The 18,426-nt window shown below is 73.1% G+C and carries 14 protein-coding genes and 2 pseudogenes; 8 read left to right on the top strand and 8 right to left on the bottom strand.

The annotated features are described in order from the left end of the window. Positions 1-27 precede the first annotated feature (27 nt). A pseudogene (locus DTB53_RS10480) lies at positions 28-585 on the top strand (DUF1707 and FHA domain-containing protein); the annotation flags it as partial. Between the two features lie 392 nt (positions 586-977). Next, on the top strand, positions 978-1,994 hold the full coding sequence (locus DTB53_RS10485; RefSeq protein WP_003965468.1) for a cytochrome P450: 1,017 nt from the start codon (positions 978-980) through the stop codon (positions 1,992-1,994). Positions 1,995-2,012: 18 nt separating this feature from the next. Here the strand turns inward: DTB53_RS10485 and treY are convergent, their stop codons facing one another. Further along, positions 2,013-4,385 carry a malto-oligosyltrehalose synthase gene (gene treY / locus DTB53_RS10490; protein WP_012378520.1) on the bottom strand — a complete coding sequence of 791 codons (2,373 nt, stop codon included), beginning with the start codon at positions 4,383-4,385 and terminating at the stop codon, positions 2,013-2,015. Positions 4,386-4,464: 79 nt separating this feature from the next. Continuing rightward, entirely contained in the window at positions 4,465-6,594 is a 2,130-nt protein-coding gene (glgX, locus tag DTB53_RS10495; RefSeq protein ID WP_012378519.1) for a glycogen debranching protein GlgX, read from the bottom strand. 385 nt (positions 6,595-6,979) lie between these two features. Between glgX and DTB53_RS10500 the strand changes: the two genes are divergently transcribed. Further along, the gene (locus tag DTB53_RS10500; RefSeq protein ID WP_042495814.1) at positions 6,980-8,215 is read left to right on the top strand and encodes a DUF5919 domain-containing protein; all 1,236 of its coding nucleotides are present in this window, start codon (positions 6,980-6,982) and stop codon (positions 8,213-8,215) included. A gap of 121 nt (positions 8,216-8,336) precedes the next feature. Further along, positions 8,337-9,047: a 3'-5' exonuclease gene (locus tag DTB53_RS10505; RefSeq protein WP_003965464.1), complete on the top strand. Its 711-nt coding sequence runs from the start codon at positions 8,337-8,339 to the stop codon at positions 9,045-9,047. Between the two features lie 32 nt (positions 9,048-9,079). Here DTB53_RS10505 and DTB53_RS10510 read toward each other — a convergent pair whose 3' ends face one another. The 6 genes from DTB53_RS10510 to DTB53_RS10535 all read right to left on the bottom strand — a co-directional run bounded on the left by DTB53_RS10510 (position 9,080) and on the right by DTB53_RS10535 (position 13,381). Next, positions 9,080-9,433: a DUF4333 domain-containing protein gene (locus DTB53_RS10510; protein ID WP_003965463.1), complete on the bottom strand. Its 354-nt coding sequence runs from the start codon at positions 9,431-9,433 to the stop codon at positions 9,080-9,082. A gap of 112 nt (positions 9,434-9,545) precedes the next feature. Further along, the gene (locus DTB53_RS10515; protein WP_012378516.1) at positions 9,546-10,058 is read right to left on the bottom strand and encodes a hypothetical protein; all 513 of its coding nucleotides are present in this window, start codon (positions 10,056-10,058) and stop codon (positions 9,546-9,548) included. Between the two features lie 60 nt (positions 10,059-10,118). Beyond that, the gene (locus tag DTB53_RS10520; protein WP_012378515.1) at positions 10,119-10,607 is read right to left on the bottom strand and encodes a hypothetical protein; all 489 of its coding nucleotides are present in this window, start codon (positions 10,605-10,607) and stop codon (positions 10,119-10,121) included. A 58-nt stretch (positions 10,608-10,665) separates the two neighbouring features. Then, the gene (locus tag DTB53_RS10525; RefSeq protein WP_012378514.1) at positions 10,666-11,997 is read right to left on the bottom strand and encodes a hypothetical protein; all 1,332 of its coding nucleotides are present in this window, start codon (positions 11,995-11,997) and stop codon (positions 10,666-10,668) included. An 11-nt stretch (positions 11,998-12,008) separates the two neighbouring features. After that, the gene (locus DTB53_RS10530) at positions 12,009-12,416 is read right to left on the bottom strand and encodes a hypothetical protein (protein ID WP_106431681.1); all 408 of its coding nucleotides are present in this window, start codon (positions 12,414-12,416) and stop codon (positions 12,009-12,011) included. Between the two features lie 98 nt (positions 12,417-12,514). After that, a complete protein-coding gene (locus tag DTB53_RS10535) occupies positions 12,515-13,381 on the bottom strand; it encodes a phosphotransferase enzyme family protein (protein WP_012378512.1) in 867 nt (288 codons plus the stop codon). Between the two features lie 142 nt (positions 13,382-13,523). Between DTB53_RS10535 and DTB53_RS10540 the strand changes: the two genes are divergently transcribed. The 4 genes and pseudogenes from DTB53_RS10540 to mgt all read left to right on the top strand — a co-directional run bounded on the left by DTB53_RS10540 (position 13,524) and on the right by mgt (position 18,001). After that, entirely contained in the window at positions 13,524-14,537 is a 1,014-nt protein-coding gene (locus tag DTB53_RS10540; RefSeq protein WP_012378511.1) for a carbohydrate ABC transporter permease, read from the top strand. Beyond that, positions 14,534-15,448: a carbohydrate ABC transporter permease gene (locus tag DTB53_RS10545; RefSeq protein ID WP_012378510.1), complete on the top strand. Its 915-nt coding sequence runs from the start codon at positions 14,534-14,536 to the stop codon at positions 15,446-15,448. Before DTB53_RS10540 ends, DTB53_RS10545 begins: the two co-directional genes overlap by 4 nt. Further along, a complete protein-coding gene (locus tag DTB53_RS10550) occupies positions 15,448-16,746 on the top strand; it encodes an ABC transporter substrate-binding protein (protein WP_012378509.1) in 1,299 nt (432 codons plus the stop codon). Before DTB53_RS10545 ends, DTB53_RS10550 begins: the two co-directional genes overlap by 1 nt. 12 nt (positions 16,747-16,758) lie before the next feature. Then, positions 16,759-18,001: pseudogene (mgt, locus tag DTB53_RS10555) on the top strand (macrolide-inactivating glycosyltransferase). The last annotated feature ends 425 nt before the right edge of the window (positions 18,002-18,426 follow it).

Genomic DNA, 18,426 nt, shown 5'->3' on the forward strand with positions numbered 1-18,426 from the left:
GGGCCCCTCGCCGCGACAATCGTCAACGTGACGTCCTCCTTCGAGTTCCACACGAGTCCCGCGCGGCTGTCGGACGCCCAGCGCGACCGTGTCCTCGGCGTGCTCAGAGACGGTGCGGCACAGGGCAAGCTGTCGCACGACACGTTCATGCGCCGCATGGAACTGGCCCTCGTGGCCCGGCGCCCGGAGGAACTGGCGGCCCTCACCTCCGACTTGGAGGTCGCCGGAGGCTGGTCCCAGGGACTCGTCCGCGCGGTGGGCGGGATATCCGCCTTCCCCGGGCGGCTGCGCCGCGCCTGGCAGACCGAGCGGCTCCCCAAGCTGCTGCTCCCCGCCCCCGGACCGCACCCGCTGCTCATCGGCCGCGATCCGGCCAACGGACTGCGCCTCAACCACGAGACCGTTTCCCGGCTGCACGCCGAACTCTCCGCGCGCAACGGCCGTTGGGTGCTGCGCGACCTCGGCTCCACCAACGGAACCTGCGTCAACGGCCAGCGGCTCGTCGGCTCGATCCCGGTGCGGGACGGGGACCAGGTGAGCTTCGGCCGGATGAGCTTCCGCCTCACCGCACCGGCCCGCCCGCCCGAGCCGCCGCCGGCCGCGCCCCGGCCGGCCGCGCACCCGCCCGAGCTGCCCCCGCCCGTGCCCCGGCAGCCCGGGCCCCAGCCGCCCGAGCTGCCCCCGCACCGCCCCGGCCACCCGCCCGCCTGAACCCCCGGCCGGTCGGTGCCCGCCGGTGCGGCCCGTGCCCGGCCGGCGTCGGGAACGCCACGGCGACCGCCTCCGGGAGCGTCGGACGCGGAGGGCCGCCGCGGCCTTCACGGAACCGCCCCCTTCCCTGCCCGCCGGGCTCCGCCCTCTCCGCCCCACCGCGCGCTCACCCGAACGGACGTACGCCGACTGCGGTACGCCCCCGGCGGTGGTCCGCTGAGAAGGTGCGCGCCGACAGCCGGCGCACCGACTCCAGGGGGCACCGGATGCCGGCCGACCGCCCCGACGCCCTGCCCGCCGCCCGCCGTCGGCACCGGCTCGCGGGCGGACAGCCGGGCCTGCTGGCCCCGGGGGCCACGACGGACCCGTACCGGCTGCGTCTCTACCGCCTGCTGCGCACCCACTACCCCCTCGGCTACGACCCGGGCCTCGGCGCCTGGCTGCTGAGCCGGTACACGGACGTGGCCCTGGCCCTCACGGACCCCCGGTTCACCGGCTACCCGCACGACGGGGCGCCGCGCGGCCGGGCGCCCGTCCCGCTCGGGCTCTGCCGGGGCAGCCTGGTCTGCGTCCCGCCGGCCGTGCCGTACCGCACCGCCGAACCCGCGGTCGAGCGGACCGCGTACGTCCTGGCCCGCCGGATCGCCCGGCGCGACCGGGCGGACCTGGTCGCCGACTTCTGCCGCTGGCTGCCCGCCGGCGCCGCAGCCGTGGCCGCCGGGCGCGGCCTGAGCACCCTGCCCCGGGGCGGCGCCCCGGGCCGGCGGGCGGGCGCCGTACCCGACGACTGCGCCGGACCCACCGCGCTCCGCGAGCACGCCCTCGCCTCGTTCCTCGCCAACATGCTCGACGACCCCGACCTGCTGGCCGCCGCGACGGCCGGCGACGGGGCCGCCACCCTGCTCGGACGGGCCTGGGCCGAGACGCTGCGCCGCGACCCGCCCGTCCAGATCGTGCTGCGCCGCACCCGGACCGAGGTGGCCGTCAGCGGCGGCACGCTCCCCGCCGACGCGCCCGTCGCCTGCCTCATCGGCGCGGCGGGCCGCGACCCGGCCCGGTTCGGCGCGCCCGACCGCTTCGACCCGCTGCGCTCCGACGCCGACCCGCTGCTCATCGGCCCGGCCGGCTGTCCCGCGGCGCTCCTCGGCGGCCTGGAGGCCGAACACGGCCTGCGCGCCCTGTTGGCGGCGATGCCCGGCATCCGCTGGGCCGACGGCTTCCGCCCGGCGGCGGGCGGCCTGCTCACCCGCGGCCCGCGCACCCTCCTCGTACGCCCGTCCTGACCGCCACGGGCCCGCCCCTCAGCCCCGCACCCGCCGCAGCAGAGCCACCGGCCGCTCGGCGAACAGCTCGGCCGCCCCCACCGCGCCGCCCGTGAACTCCCGGCCCGGCGAGTCCGACAGCAGATCCGTCCAGGGGCCCGAGCCCGGCAGCTCCAGGACCGTGTCACGCCAGCCCCCGGCCTCGGCCAGCCGCAGCGACAGCCGGGTCACCGCCGTGACCACCTCGTCCGACCGGCAGAAGGACAACAGATGCGGGGCGGCCTCGCCCCGGGCCGTCAGCGGCGCGTACGACCCCGACGCGCCGAACACCTCCGGCCGTTCCCGTCGCAGCCGCAGCGCGGCCTCCGTCAGCGCCTGCTTCTCCCCTCCGGACTCCGGCCGCCGGAACGGCCGCCGATTGTCCGGGTCGACCAGCGCCAGGTACTCGTTCTCCGTGCCCTGGTAGAGATCCGGCACCCCCGGCATGGTCAGGTGCACCAGCGCGGCCCCCAGCACCTGGGTCCGCACGTGCGGGGCGAGCGCGTCGGCGAACGCGGCGACCGACGCCCGGGCCGCGCCCGTCCCGCTGCCCGGGCCTGCGGCGACGAAATCCGCCACGGCCCGCTCGTACGCCGGGTCCGGCTCCGTCCAACTGGTGAACAGGCCCGCCTCCCGCACCGCCTTCAGCAGCGCCGGCTCCAGCCGCTCGGACAGCTCATCGGCGGGCAGCTCCGCGCAGCCGTACGCCGACTGCCAGGCGGACCAGGCCAGTTGCGGATCGGGGGCCGCCACTTCGGCCGTCGCCGTCAGCTCCGCCACCAACGCCGACCACCGCTCCGGGCACTGGGACAGCACCGCGATCCGGGCCCGTACGTCCGCGCTGCGCTTGGTGTCGTGCGTGGTCAGGACCGTTCCGGTGGCGGGCCAGTCACGCGCGATCCGCGCCGCGAAGGCGTGGAACTCCTCCGGTGACACGGCGGGCCGCCCCGGGTCACCGCCCACCTCGGTGGCCGAGATCAGCGGGACGTGCCGGTAGAACGCCGTGTCCTCCACCGACTTGGCGTGCAGCGCGGACGCGGTCTGCGCGAACCGGGCGCAGAAAGCGGCCTGTTCCTCCCCGCCGCCGAGCCGCCCGAGCGCCAGATCCCGTACGACGTCCACGGCCGCCGCCTCCTCCGGGACGGAGAACACCGCCTTGGCGTCCCGTACCGCCTCCTCGGTCAGCGTCTCCTCGGCGATCCGGGTCGGCGGCTCGCCCGCGGTGGCGTACGGGCGGTAGACCGGGATCCGGACCAGCAGTTCCCGGACCGCCGTCCGCAGCGCCCACGGGGCGTGGTCGCGCAGCGCGGGGTCCCGGTCGCAGATCCGGGCCGCCAGCCGGGTCAGCCAGGCGGTCTCGGCGGCCAGCTCATGCGTCGCCACCCGGTACGCGGCCCGGCGCACCGTCGCGCTCCAGTCGCCGCCCCGGTCGCCGGGCGGGGTCGCGAACTCCCGGTAGCGGCCGAGCAGCTCCGCCGCGCCGGACGGGTCGGTGAACAGCCCGTCGATCCGGTGGAGCGCGTCGTATCCGGTGGTGCCCGCGACCGCCCAGTCCGCCGGGAGCCGCTCGTCGCCGGTGAGGATCTTCTCCACCACCGTCCAGGCGCCGCCGGTGGCCCCGCTCAGCCGCTCCAGGTAGGCGGCGGGCGCGGCGAGGCCGTCGGGGTGGTCCACGCGCAGCCCCTCCAGCACCCCGTCGCGGAGCAGTTCGAGGACCTTGGCGTGCGTGGCGTCGAACACCTCCGGGTGTTCGACACGGACCCCGATCAGCTCCGAGACGGTGAAGAACCGCCGGTAGTTCAGCTCGGTGCGGGCCAGGCGCCACCAGCCGAGCCGGTAGTGCTGGGCGTCCAGCAGCTCCGGCAGCGGAAGGCCCGCCGTCCCGGGCCGGAGCGGGAACTCCAGGTCGTGGTAGCGCAGCACCTCGCCCTCCACGAAGAGGTGCTCCAGTTCCCCGCCGAGCGGCCCGCCGAGCACCGGCAGCAGCACCCGGCCCCCGCCCGCCGCCCAGTCGATGTCGAACCAGCGCGCGGACGGGGAGTCAGGGCCGTCGCGCAGGACGTCCCACAGCCGCCGGTTGTGCCGGGGCACGGCCGCCATGTGGTTGGGCACGATGTCCAGGACCAGGCCGAGCCCGTGCTCCCGGGCGGCCGAGGCGAGCGAGCGCAGCCCCTCCTCGCCGCCCAGCTCCGCCCGGACCCGGCTGTGGTCGACCACGTCGTAGCCGTGCGGGGAGCCGGGGACCGCCTCCAGGACCGGCGAGAGGTGCAGGTGCGAGACGCCGAGCGCGGCGAGGTACGGCACGGCCTTCTCGGCGGCGGAGAACGGGAAGTCGGGCTGGAGCTGAAGCCGGTACGTGGCGGTGGGCGTCATGGACTCCTACGTACCCCGCCCGGGGCGATCCGTGTCACCCCGGACCGAAGACTCACCCCCGCTCCCGGCCCACCGGGCCTCAGGCGGACCGCTTCAGAACGGTCAGGCTGCGCCCGATCAGGGTGACCCGTTCGCCCTCGGCGACCTTCGGCCCCGCCCCCGGCTCCACCCCGTCCGGCCGCGCGGTGTCGACGACGACCTGCCACTGCTCCCCGTGGCCGACGGGGACGGCGAACTCCAGCGTCTCGGCGCTCGCGTTGAACATCAGCAGGAAGGAGTCGTCGAAGATCCGCTCGCCGCGCGGCCCCGGCTCCGAGATCGCGTGCCCGTTCAGGAACACGGTCATCGCCTTGGCGTGGGCCGCCTGCCAGTCCTGCTGCGTCATCTCCTCGCCCTCCGGGGTGAACCAGGCGATGTCGGAGAGCTCGTCGTGGGTGCCCTCCACCGGTCGCCCGTGGAAGAAGCGGCGGCGTCGGAAGACGGGGTGGTCGCGGCGCAGCCACACCATGGCCCGGGTGAACTCCAGCAGGGTCGAGGCGGGGGCGTCGGCCTTCTCGTCCGGATCGGGCCAGTGCACCCAGGCCAGTTCGTTGTCCTGGCAGTAGGCGTTGTTGTTGCCCCTCTGCGTACGGGCGAACTCGTCGCCGTGGCTCAGCATCGGCACGCCCTGCGAGAGCATCAGCGTGGCGATGAAGTTCCGCATCTGGCGGGCCCGCAGCTCCAGGACCTCCGGGTCCTCGGTCTCACCCTCCGCGCCGCAGTTCCAGGACCGGTTGTGGCTCTCGCCGTCCCGGTTGTCCTCCCCGTTGGCGTCGTTGCGCTTGTCGTTGTACGAGACGAGGTCGTGCAGGGTGAAGCCGTCGTGGCAGGTGGCGAAGTTGATCGAGGCGAGCGGCCGGCGGCCGTCGTCCTGGTAGAGGTCGGAGGAGCCGGTGAGCCGTCCCGCGAACTCCGCCAGGGTGCGCGGCTCGCCCCGCCACAGGTCGCGGACCGTGTCGCGGTACTTGCCGTTCCACTCGGTCCACAGCGGCGGGAAGTTGCCCACCTGGTAGCCGCCCTCGCCGACGTCCCACGGCTCGGCGATCAGCTTGACCTGGCTGACCACCGGGTCCTGCTGCACCAGGTCGAAGAACGAGGAGAGCCGGTCCACCTCGTGGAACTGGCGGGCGAGCGTGGCCGCGAGGTCGAAGCGGAAGCCGTCCACATGCATCTCGGTCACCCAGTACCGCAGCGAGTCCATGATCATCTGGAGGACGTGCGGGGACCGCATGAGCAGGGAGTTCCCGGTGCCCGTGGTGTCCATGTAGTACCGCTGGTCGTCGGTGAGCCGGTAGTACGAGGCGTTGTCGAGGCCGCGGAAGGAGAGGGTCGGGCCGAGGTGGTTGCCCTCGGCCGTGTGGTTGTAGACCACGTCGAGGATGACCTCGATGCCCGCCTGGTGCAGGGCCTTCACCGCCTGTTTGAACTCCAGCACCTGTTCGCCGCGGTCGCCCCAGGAGGCGTAGGTGTTGTGCGGGGCGAAGAAGCCGATGGTGTTGTAGCCCCAGTAGTTGGCGAGCCCCATGTCCGAGAGCCGGTGGTCCTGCACGAACTGGTGAACGGGCATCAGCTCGATCGCGGTGACGCCCAGCTCGGTCAGGTGGGCGATCACCTCCGGGTGGGCGAGGCCCGCGTAGGTGCCGCGCAGCTCGGGCGGGAGCCCCGGGTGCAGCATCGTCAGGCCCTTCACATGGGCCTCGTAGATGACGGTCCGGTGGTAGTCCGTCCGGGGGCGACGGTCGTCGCCCCAGTCGAAGTACGGGTTGACCACCACCGAGCTCATGGTGTGCGGGGCCGAGTCGAGGTCGTTGCGGGCGTCCGGCCTGCCGAAGGGATAGCCGTACACCTCCTCGCCCCACTCGATCCTCCCGGCGACCGCACGGGCGTACGGGTCCAGCAGCAGCTTCGCGGAGTTGCACCGCTGCCCGCGCTGGGGCTCGTAGGGGCCGTGCACCCGGAAGCCGTACCGCTGACCCGGCATCACCCCGGGCAGATAGGCGTGACGCACGAAGGCGTCGGTCTCGCGGAGCTCCACCGCCGTCTCCGAACCGTCGTCGTGCAACAGGCACAGCTCGATCCGGTGGGCGGCCTCCGAGAAGACCGCGAAGTTGGTGCCGGCGCCGTCGTACGTGGCGCCGAGGGGGTAAGCGTGTCCCGGCCAGACCTGCATGATGAAGACTCTTCCCCGGTGCGGTGGCTTTCCTCGGCCCGATACCTTCCGCATACTCCCCGAAAACACGGTGCTCACCTAGGACGTCGCCCGGTGCGGCCGGGTCCCGTCGCCGGAGCCGGGCTCGCACCGGTCAACTTCGGACACTCCCGTGCCGCCCCGGAAGTGCTTCCGGACCGCGTCACCCGGCGGGCGTCCGGTTCCCGCCCCGGTACAGGGGCCCTAATCACTATGAATCCGCTCACTCCACCCGATCTCGCCGCAAGGAACAAGCCTTACGCGCAGGGGAGTTGAGAAAGTCGCCTGCGCATCGGGCTGCGTCGGATCGCGGTCCCGGAGTACCCTTCCTTGATCGTTGGGTGGGGGAGTGGAAGGCGGTACGCGGGTGAGCTCGGGAGGGTTCGAGCTGCCCCCAGGTGACGCAGGTCACGAGGGGGAATCGACCGATGCCCCGCCCGGGGCGGTGTCCCTCGCGCAGCCCATGGAGATCGGCGCCGAGCTGGACTGGGGCTCGGAGGCCTGGAACGAGGTGCGCACCCGGGCCCAGCGGGCCGGACGCGCCTATATCTGGCTGAATCTGGTCGAACAACGACTGCGGGCCGTCGTCGCCGCCGTGCTCCGGCCGATCTACGAGCCGGTGCACGGCGAGGAATGGGTGGTGGCCGCGGCCGGACCGGCCGGGCAGGAGTGGGTGCAGCGCGCCGTCGCCGTACGCGAGGTCTCGCGCCGCAAGGGCTATCTGCTGGACCCGGCCGACGACAACGTCCTCAGCTTCCTGACGCTGCCGCAGCTGCGTGAGCTGATGGTCCAGCACTGGCCCTGTTTCGAGCCGTACTTCGACGACCGGCGCGAGGTCGAGCTGGCCCTCGACGAGCTGGAGGTCGCGCGCAACGTCGTCTCCCGCAACCGCGCCCTGAACGAGGCGGTCCTGGCCCAGGCGGAGCGCGCCTCCGCCCGGCTCCTGGACATCCTCGGCAGCGGGGCGGGGGTGCCCTCCGCGGACCGGCTGCCGGTGGACGCGGTCGAGGAACTGGTCGGCGACCGGTACGCGGACGTGGTCTCCGTCCATCCCGACCGGGTCCGGCTCCAGCGCCAGCTGCCCGCCGAGGACCTCTTCGGCGGGGCGCGCCGGCTCGACGCCATCGGCATAGGGCTCAACCTCCTCGTGCAGAACTTCTCCGGCCGCCGGCTCGTCCGGCTCGCCGAATCCGGCTGCCGGGTGCGGCTCCTGTTCATCAACCCGGCCAGCAGCGCGGTGCGCCGCAGGGAGCGGGAACTCGGCCTCAAGAAGGGCGAGCTGAGCCGCTCGGTGGAGATGAACATCCTGCACATGCGCCGGGTGCGCTCCAGGCTCCGCGACCCGGGCGCGTTCGAGATCCAGGTCTTCGACGAGACCCCGCGCTTCACCGCCTACCTGGTGGACGGCGACGACCCGGACGCGGTGGGCGTCGTCCAGCCCTATCTGCGGCGGGCCCGGGGCATGGAGGCGCCCGTCCTGGTGCTGCGCGGCGGGGGCAGGCGGACGGTGGTGCGGCCCGGGCAGGACAGCGAGCACGGCCTGTTCGAGACGTACCGGGAGGAGTTCGAATCGGTCTGGACGGACTCCCGGCCGGTCTCCTGAGGGCCCCGGCCCCGGCGGGCCGTGCGCCGCAGGCCTCCTGTGGCTCTGTCAGTGGCCCGTGCGAAGGTGGTCATCACTCGGGGGGAGCACCACGGGGGAGCACCACGAAGGAGGTATCGGGATGAGCTGGCACCGCGGAACACTGGTCGGCTTCGACCTGGAGACGACGGGGACCGACGTCGAGAACGACCGGATCGTCACCGCCGCACTGGTCCGGCTGGACGCGGACGGGACGGTCGCCGAGCAGCGGACCTGGCTGCTCGACCCGGGAGTGGCGATACCGGAACAGGCTTCCGCGATCCACGGCATCGGCACCGACCACGCCCGCCGGCACGGGGCGCGGGCCGTCGTGGCGGTCGAGGAGATCGCCCACGCGGTCGCCGAGGTGCTGCGCTCGGGCGTGCCGCTGGTGGTGATGAACGCCCGCTACGACCTCTCGCTGCTGGACCGCGAATGCCGCAGGCACGGCCTGCCCTCGGTCGACGAGCGGGTCGGCGGGGAACCCTCGCCCGTCATCGACCCGCTGGTGATCGACAAGCACGTCGACAAGTACCGCAAGGGCAAGCGGGCCCTCCAGGCGCTGTGCGACCACTACGGGGTCGCGCTCGACGGAGCCCACGAGGCGAGCGCCGACGCGGTGGCAGCCGTGCGCGTGGTACGCCGGATGGGGGAGCGGCACCGCCCGGTCGGCACCCTGCCGCTCGCGGAACTGCACGCCCTTCAGATCCGGGCGGCCGCCGAGCAGTCGGCCTCGCTCCAGGCCTATCTGCGCCGCTCGAACCCGGCGGCCGTGGTCGAGGCGTCCTGGCCGATGATCCCGCGCGGCCGCTGAACCGCGGCCGGCGGGCCGTGGGCCCCTGCGCGTCAGTTCGGGGCGGGAGAAGCCGTCTGGTCCGCCTCGATATCGAAGTTGATCTTGTCGCCGTCGACCGAGGTGACGGTGGCCGTCACCCCCAGGGTGCTGCCGTCGCCCGCCGTGAGGGTGCAGCGGGTCTCGGTGCCGACCTTCCCGGCGAGGTCCTCGGGGCAGGTGACGTCCGGTTCCGGCTGGCCCGTCGTCTCGGCGAGCTTCTCGGCGACGGTGGCGGACAGCTTGTCCTTGGACAGCTTCGCCTCGGAACCCCCCACGTTGACCGAGGCCGAGCAGCCGGCCAGCAGCGCCCCGGCGGCCAGCGCCGAGAGGCTCCATGTCACTGCGGTCGAGCGGGTTATGGGCATGGGAAAGCTCCGTTTCACAGGGTGCGGGACGGTCGGCGGAAGCATACGTGGCACCGCGCCGGCGGCCTGCCGCCGGCAGGCCGCCGCAGGGCGTCGGGGGTCGGGGCGCCGGTCAGAGCTTGCCGAAGACCACTCCGCGCCAGGTCCAGCCCGACGTGAGGGCGGTCTCCCGCAAGGGGTCCGTCAGCTGCGCGCTGTCGAAGCTGAAGGATTCGGTCGCCTCCAGCCGGCCGCTCTCGCCCCGCTGGAAGGTGTAGCGGCGCGAGACGGTCCTGCCCCCGCCCCGCCCGTACTCCGCCGAGGTCTGGAGCCGCGGCGGATTGCCGACGCGGGTGACCTCCCAACTCTCCTCGACGGCACGCACCTCGGGGACGTCCTCGGCCAGCCGCATCCGGATCCGGATGGCGTGCGTCAGCTGGGACCCGATGAAGAAGGTCTGCCAGGCGGGCTCGTCGATCCGCCACTGGGCCACCAGATCGGCGCCCTGCGCCGAGCCGTCGCTGATCACGTAGGGGACGTCCGGCCGGTTGAGACCGAGCAGAGCCGCCCGCAACTCCTCCGCCGGACAGGGCGCCAGCCCGGCCTCGGGGTGCTTGGTTCCGGTCAGCTTGTCGAAGAATCCCATGAGGTCAACCTATGAGTGGTCGGAACAGCGGTGCAAGAAAGGGCCGGTCGTCCCGGCGGCCTAGGGTGTGTCCGGTCGGACCGTGCGCACGAAGTCCCGGAAGTCCTCGACGACGTCGCCGTGCTGGGCCGCGGTCACCGTCAGGATCAGCCGGATCACCGCCCGCTTGCTCGGATCCTCGACGTCCAGCAGGGACAGGTAGACCTGCGACTGGATGAGATCGCGCGGCACGCCCCCGGCGATCGCCGAGATCGCCAGGGTCTGGGTGAGGCCGGGAGCGTCCTCGGAACCGACCTCGCGGCGTTCGGCGACGTCGACCGAGGCGGCGGACCCGCGCAGGTTCGCCACCGACTCGTCGGCGATCTCGGGGAGCGTCGCCGGGTCCGGGCGGAACGCGCCGTCGACCGTGATGTTCGCGGTGAAGCCCGCGTCCGGGTGCGGGTGCAGGGCGACGAACGCCGCGCCCGGCGCACCCACCCCGTCCGGCGGTGCGGCACGCCAGCCGTCCGGCAGTTCGAACGCGATCGGTACGGGCAGGGTGGTGGTCATCCCGGTCTCTCCTTACGGTTACGGTGTGCTCTCGGCAGCGGGTTCCCGCCGGCGTACGTCAGAACAGGCTGCCGATCCCGTCTCCTACCCAGCTCGCCGCATCCCCCACGGCCCCGGCCGCGTCGCCCACCGTATCGACGACCTTCCCCGGGTCGACGGTGAACTCGAAGCCCACGGCGCCGCCGAGACCGGGGGAAACGCCCACCTTCGGGCCGAAGTGCCACACGCCGTTGGCGTCCTTGCTGGCGTTCAGGCTCGCCTCGGCGCCGGGACCGGCCCAGCCCTCGACCGTGACACCCGCGCCGAGTCCGCCGATGTCCGCGCCCGCGCCGGCGGCGGCCTTGGCCCCGGCGAAGGCCTCGGCGCTCAGGTTCACGCCGTCCAGCCCCGCTTGCGCGTTGACCCCGGCCTCCGCGCCCGCCATGGCCTCGGCCCGGCCGTACACGCCGACGGGGCCGACGTCCGCGGTGCCGCTCGCCGAGGCCTCGCCACCCGCGAAGCCCTTGGCCTCGGCCTGTGCGCCCTCCTGGGTGACGCCCGCGGCCGCCGAGGCCTTGGCACCCGCATAGGCCTCCGCCTCCCCGGCCAGCTTCATCGGGCCGTTGGTGAGCGTGCCCTCGCCCTTGGCGCGGCCGAGGTCGGCGTGTGCCTCGGCCTCGGCCAGCTTGCCCTTCCCGATGTTCGGACCGCTGGCGTCCGTTCCGACCCCGGGCCCCGAGGCCTCGGACTCGCCCTCGGCGACCCAGCCGTCCTTCTTGCCCGGCGCGGGGTCCGGCTTGCCGGCCTTCGCCAGATCGCCCTCGGCGCTGGTGTTGAACCCGCCGATGCCGATGCCGTCCGTCGAGACGTCGATCGTCGCCCGGGACAGGGCCCGCTTCACGCTCTGGTCGGTGTCGTCGACGGCCTTGACCGCTTTGGCGATCTGGTCGGTCCAGCCCTGCGCCTTCTCCCGGGCGTCGGCCAGCAGGCGGGTGTGGTCGGGATCGTGCTGGAAGGCGTACTTCTCCTGCGGGGAGAGCTTGTCGTACCCGACGTAGGTCGCCTTTCCGGTGCCGTCGACCTTGTAGTCCTTCCTCTCGGCGTCCGCGACCAGCTCCTTGACCGCCTTCTGCAGGCGGGTCAGCTCGGTCTGCGCGTCGGTGAGGAGACGGGCGACGGCCAACGCCTCGGCCTTCGCCGCGCCGAACTCGAAGGCGGTGGCCGCGGCGCCGCTCTGCTGGGCGCCGAAGGCCTCGCCCTGCCAGTTCCCGTTGGTCAGCACGGCCTGGACGTTCTGCGCGTAATCGGTCTTCAGCTCACCGAAGCGCTCGCCCATCTTCTTCCACGCCCCGGCCACGTCCGCGAAGGAGGAAAGATCGGCCGTCACCACGTCCTCGTAGGTCAGTGTCATGGTGGCGCCCGTCACATTCCGTCGAAGCTGCTGGGCGGCCGTATGGAGTTCACCTGGGCGCCGGTGGCGAGGTCCTGGTTGTGGAAGATGGTCTGCGCGCCTTCCAGCCCGTTCAGCTCCTGCTGCAACCGCCCCATCAACCGATTGACCTGTGCCTGCCAAGCGCCGAGCGCATCGGAGACGCCCTGGTCCGAGGCCCAGGAAGAGAGCCCCTTCAGGCCGGTGTCCTGCTTGATCAGAGGGCTCGGGGACGCCGCCGGCGGGGCGAGGAAGGGAACCCGCACGGACCCGCCGCCGGCCGCCATGCCGCCGGCCGACCGGGTGTCCGGCAGCATGCTTTCCTTCATGTACTTCGCCGCGCGCTTCTTGTCGCTCGCCGACGTCGCGAGCTTCTGCTCGCCGCCTTCTCCGGTCCCCATGGGCAACCCCCGTTGCAATCGCACCTGTTCGGCCTGACGGCCACGACGCATAGTACGGAAGGATCATCAGATCCCGGCTGCCGCCCCCGGGGGGCGTTTCAGAAGGGGTACCAGCGGACCTCGGCGTCGCCCTCGCGCAGTGAGGCCACCCGGCGGCGGAACTCCGCGAGCGCCTTGGGGTTGGCCGGGGCGTGCTGGGAGACCCAGGCGCAGCTGGCCGTCTCCCGGGCGCCGCGCAGCACGGCGCACCCCTCCCACTCCCGGACGTCCCAGCCGTACGCGGAAGTGAAGGCGTCGTAGGCCGCGGGGTCCAGGCCGTAGCGGTCGCGGGAGAGGGCGAGGACGACCAGGTCGTGCTCCCGCAGATCGGCGGAGAACGTCTCCAGGTCGACCAGGACCGGGCCCGCGGGCCCGACGTGGACGTTGCGCGGGAGCGCGTCGCCGTGGATCGGTCCCGGCGGCAGATGGGGAACGAGTGCGGCGGACGCGGCCGCGAAACCGTCGCGGCGCTCGCGGAGGTAGTCGGCGTCCGCCGGGTCGATCGCGTCTCCCGCCAGGGTCAGCCACCGCTCCACACCGCCCAGCAGCTCCCGGCGCGGCAGGGTGAAACCGGAGGGCGCGGGCAGCGCGTGCACCAGGGAGAGCAGCGGCGCGAGGTCGCGCGGCTCGGCGGGGCGCACGGGGTCGGGAAGCCGGTGCCACAGCGTCACGGGGTGGCCCTCGATCAGGCGGGGCCCGCGCTCGGCGGCACGGACGACCGGCACGCCGGAGGCGGCCAGCCAGTCGGCGAGGGCCACTTCCCGCTCCGCCCGCTCGCGCAGCTCCGGGTGGCCGGTGGAGTCCCGGCCGACCTTGATCACCAGGTCGCCGGTGGCGAAGACCGCGTTCTCGCCCAGCGCGAGCAGCTCCGCCGCGCCGGGAAAGCCGGCGGCCGTCAGCACCTCGCGCGCTCGCATCTCGTCCATGGGTGCGATTTTGCATCCCCGCAGGCCACCTTGACGAACCGATGACCCGTCAGCACGATGACGGAGGCCTCCCGGGCAGCGGGAACGGGGCGAAATTCGTCTCCGGTGCATCAGGGAGATACGGGGCAAAGGGGTCTACTTCGTGACATCGGTGACCGCGACGAAGCGGCCCGGACCGGACGACCCGCGGAGCGGGCGCGACGGACCGGACGGGCAGGGCGGGCGGGGCGGACGCGCGTGGGGCTCCGGCCGTCCGGGGCGGTCGGGCCGTCCGGAACGCAAGGCGTTCGGGGACCGGGCCGCCTGGTTCCTGGTACTGCCCGCGCTCATCCCGATCCTCGTCCTCAGCGTCGGACCGCTCCTCTACGGCATCGCTCTCGCCTTCACCGACGCCCAGTCCGGCCGTACCCGCTCCACCCAGTGGATCGGCACCCTGAACTTCCAGGACCTGCTGCACGACACCCTGTTCTGGGACTCGTTCCGGATCGGCCTGGTCTGGGCCGTCGGCGTCACCGTCCCGCAGTTCCTGCTGGCGCTCGGCCTCGCCCTGCTGCTCAACCAGAACCTGCGGATGCGCTGGCTGGCCCGGGCGCTGGCGATCATCCCCTGGGCGATGCCCGAGGTCGTCGTCGGCATCATGTGGCGGCTCGTCTACAACCCGGACGCCGGCATCCTCAACGAGACCGTCCGCGACCTCGGACTCGGTGACGGGCGGGACTGGCTGACCGGTCTCGCCACCGCGCTGCCCGCCGTGATCCTCGTCGGCATCTGGGCGGGCATGCCCCAGACCACCGTGGCCCTGCTCGCCGGACTCCAGAACACCCCGCGCGAACTCCACGAGGCGGCGGCCCTGGACGGCGCGGGCGCCTGGCGCCGGTTCCGTACGGTCACCTGGCCCGCGATCAAGCCCGTCGCGCTCGCGATCTCCGCGCTCAACCTGATCTGGAACTTCAACTCCTTCGCCCTGGTCTACGTCCTGACCAGCGGCGGACCGGGCGGCCGGACCCGGCTGCCGATGCTGTTCGCCTACGAGGAGGCGTTCCGGTACGGGCAGTTCGGGTACGCCGCGGCGATGGGCTCCGTGATGGTCGCGGTGATCTCCGTGCTCCTCGCCGTCCACCTCGTCGGCCGGCTCAGGGGAGGCGAGGACCGATGAGGCTCGGACCGAAGGGGCCGAAGCAGGCGGGGGCCCGGCCCGCGAGGCGTGGACCGGCGGGGCGGGAGGCGACCGGGCTGCGCACCGGCAGGCCCGCGCGGATCGGTCAGTACCTGGCCCTCCTGGCCTACCTGGTCTTCCTCGCGTTCCCGTTCGTGTGGCTGATCTCGACCGCCTTCAAGCCCGCCCGCGAGCTGGGCTCGCTCCACCCCACCTGGATCCCCGAACAGCCCACCCTGGACAACTTCCGTCAGGCCTTCGACGAGCAGCCGCTGCTCCAGGCCGCGGCCAACTCCCTCGTCGCCGCCGTCGGCGCGGCCGTGATCGCCGTCGTGATCGCCACCCCGATGGCCTATGTGATGGCCCGCCACCGGGGCCGGCTCGCCACCGCGGCGACCGGCTGGGTGGTCGTCAGCCAGGCGTTCCCGTTCGTCCTGGTGATCATCCCGCTCTTCCTGATCCTCAAGAACCTGCATCTGATCAACACCCTGTGGGGGCTGATCATGGTCTATGTCGTCTGGTCGCTGCCCTTCGCGCTGTGGATGCTCGCCGGATACGTGACCGCCGTGCCGGCCGAGCTGGAGGAGGCCGCCGCCGTCGACGGGGCGGGCCGGGTGCGGACGCTCGTCTCGGTCGTGGCCCCGCTGCTCGCCCCCGGGATCGTCGCCACCGCGCTGTTCGCGTTCATCACCGCGTGGAACGAGTTCTTCTTCGCGCTCGTCCTGCTCAAGACCCCGGAGAAACAGACCTTGCCGGTCGTCCTCACCCACTTCCTCGGCGCCGAGGGCGTGGCCGACCTCGGCCCGCTCGCCGCCGCAGCCTTCCTCGCCACGCTCCCCTCCCTCGTCCTGTTCGCCTTCATCCAGCGGCGTATCACCGGCGGGATGACGGCCGGGGCGGTGAAGAACTGATGCGCGCCGCGGCCCGGCGGACGGCGGCCGCCGTCGCCGCACTCGCCCTGGTGCTCGCCGGCTGCTCGGGCGGGGGCGACGACGGGCGGGACGCGGACGGCACGATCCGCATCCGGTTCCAGTCACTGGCCTGGCAGAAGGAGTCCGTCGACGCCAACAAGCAGTTGGTGAAGGAGTGGAACGCGGCCCACCCCGGCGTCCAGGTGGACTACGTCCAGGGCAGCTGGGACAGCGTCCACGACCAGCTGCTCACCTCCTTCGAGGGCGGCGAGGCCCCCGACGTCATCCATGACGCCTCCGACGACCTGGCCGACTTCGCCTACGGCGGCTACCTCGCCGATCTGCGCCCCCTCCTCCCCGAACGGCTCAAGGCCGACATCCCCGAACAGTCCTGGCGCACCACCACGTTCGGCGAGGGTGTCCACGGGGTGCCGTTCCTCCAGGAGCCCCGCGTCCTGATCGCCAACACGAAGCTGCTGAAGGCCTCGGGCGCCCGCGTTCCGACACCGGAACGCCCCTGGAGCTGGGCGGAGTTCCGCAAGGTCACCGACGAGCTGACGGGGAAGGGGCGGTACGGCGTCGCCTGGCCGCTGAAGGAGCCGGTCTCCGTCACCTTCAACCTGGGCCTCTCCGGCGGCGGGCGGCTTTTCCACCGCGACGACGACGGCAAGGCGGTCCTGCGCTTCGAGCCCGGCGACGGCGTGGTGACCGGCACCATCCGCGACCAGGTCAACACCGACGGCAGCGCCGCCCGCGGCGCGCTGGGGATGGGCGGGTCGGACGCGCTGCCCGGGTTCTTCGGCGGCAAGTACGCCATGCTCCCGCTCGGCTTCTCCTACCGCCAGCAGATCATCCAGCAGGCCCCGGAGGGATTCGACTGGACGGTTCTGCCGATGCCCGCGGGTGCGGGCGGCGCGGTGCAGGGCGTGAGCCCGCAGACCTTGTCGGTCGCCGAGGAGAGCCCGCACAAGAAGGAGGCCGTCGCGTTCATCGACTTCCTGCTCCGCCCCCCGAACATGGTGCGCCTGGCCCGGGGCGACTGGATGCTCCCCACCGGTACGGAGGCGCTGGCCGACCCGTCGCTGAGCGGCGCCGAGCACGGATGGGCCGTCGGCACCGCGCTGGCGCGAGGGCTGCGCCCGGCGCCCGCCCAGTCGGTGCGCGGCTACCCCGAGTGGAAGGACAAGGTGGCGACCCCCGCCCTCCAGGAGTTCTACAGCGGCGCGATCGACGCCGGCGAGCTGCGCGAGCGGCTGGTGGACGACGGGAACCGGGTGCTGGCCCGCTACCAGCGCTGACCTGCCGGGAAAATGAGGTTGCACGAGACGTCTCGTCTCGTTTACGGTGTGCGGCATGACGGAATCCCCGCGTGCCCACATCGCCATGTTCTCCATCGCCGCCCACGGACATGTGAACCCGAGCCTCGACGTCATCCGCGAACTCGTCGACCGTGGACACCGCGTCAGCTACGCCATCCCGGCCTCCTTCGCCGAGAAGGCCGCCGCCGTCGGCGCCCGGCCGGTGATCTACGCCTCGACCCTGCCGACCGACGACGACCCCGACGCCTGGGGCACCGAACTGATCGACAACATCGAACCCTTCCTCGACGACGCGCTCCAGGCGCTCCCGCAGCTCGCCGAGGCCTTCGAGGGTGACGAGCCCGACCTCGTCCTGCACGACATCACCTCCTATCCCGCCCGGGTGCTCGCCCACCGCTGGGGCGTCCCCGCCGTCTCCCTCTGGCCCAACCTCGTCCCCTGGGAGGGGTACGAACAGGAGGTCGGCGAGCCGATGACCGCCGAGCTGAAGCAGACCGAGCGCGGCAGGGCGTACTACGCGCGCTTCGACGGCTGGCTCGCCGAGAACGGCCTCGGTCATGTCTCCAGCGACGACTTCGTGGCCCGTCCGCGCTTCGGCATCGTCCTGATCCCCGAGGCGCTCCAGCCGAACGCGGACCGGGTGAACCGAGGGATGTACACCTTCGTCGGGGCCTGCCAGGGCGACCGCTCCGACCAGGGGGAGTGGGCCCGCCCGGCCGGGGCGGAGAAGGTGCTCCTGGTGTCGCTGGGCTCCTCCTTCACCAAGCAGCCCGCCTTCTACCGGGAGTGCGTCGCGGCCTTCGGCGGCCTGCCCGGCTGGCACGTGGTGCTCCAGATCGGGGCGCACGTCGACCCGGCCGAACTCGGAGAGGTGCCGGACAACGTGGAGGTGAGCGCCTGGGTGCCGCAGCTGGCCGTGCTCAAGCAGGCCGACGCCTTCATCACCCACGCCGGTGCGGGCGGCAGCCAGGAGGGGCTCGCCACCGGCACCCCGATGGTCGCCGTCCCCCAGGCCGTCGACCAGTTCGGCAACGCGGACATGCTCCAGTCCCTCGGCGTCGCCCGGCACCTCCCGATGGAGGAGGCCGACGCCGCGAGCCTGCGCGAGGCCGTGCTCGCCCTGGTGGACGACCCCGAAGTGGCGGCCAGGTGCGGGCTGCTGAGCGAGCGGATGGCACGGGAGGGCGGCACCCGGCGGGCCGCCGACCTCATCGAGGCCGAACTGTCGCGCTGAGCGGAACCCCCTCGGCGCTGTCCGGACGCACTCCGTCCCGCCCCGACTGCCGCGACCAGCGGTTCTCCGGGGCGGGACGGCCGTGTTTCGGCTCCGTGAACCCTCCGCCGCGCCGGGTCCGGTCGGCGCATCTGCACGCACGCCCCGGCGATTTCACACCGGGGACCGGGTGTTCACCCCCCTCGCCCACACCTTCACGGACCTTCACGTGTCTTCACGACCGGTGACTCCCGCCCCGGGGGCCCCGTCGGCGCTCCGGCGGTGGCCGGCCGGACGGCGTCCGACGCCGCGCGTACGGCTCTGAACAGGGGATATGCGAGGCGGCGCGGGCTCGCGAGATGTTCTCCGGTCGGCCGGTCCGGGCGGGGAGGACGTCGCTCGCCGCTCCGTGACGGCGAAGACCGGCCATGGCCGATTTCTTATTA

The organism is Streptomyces griseus (assembly GCF_900460065.1).
GTDB classification, from domain to species: Bacteria; Actinomycetota; Actinomycetes; order Streptomycetales; family Streptomycetaceae; genus Streptomyces; species Streptomyces griseus.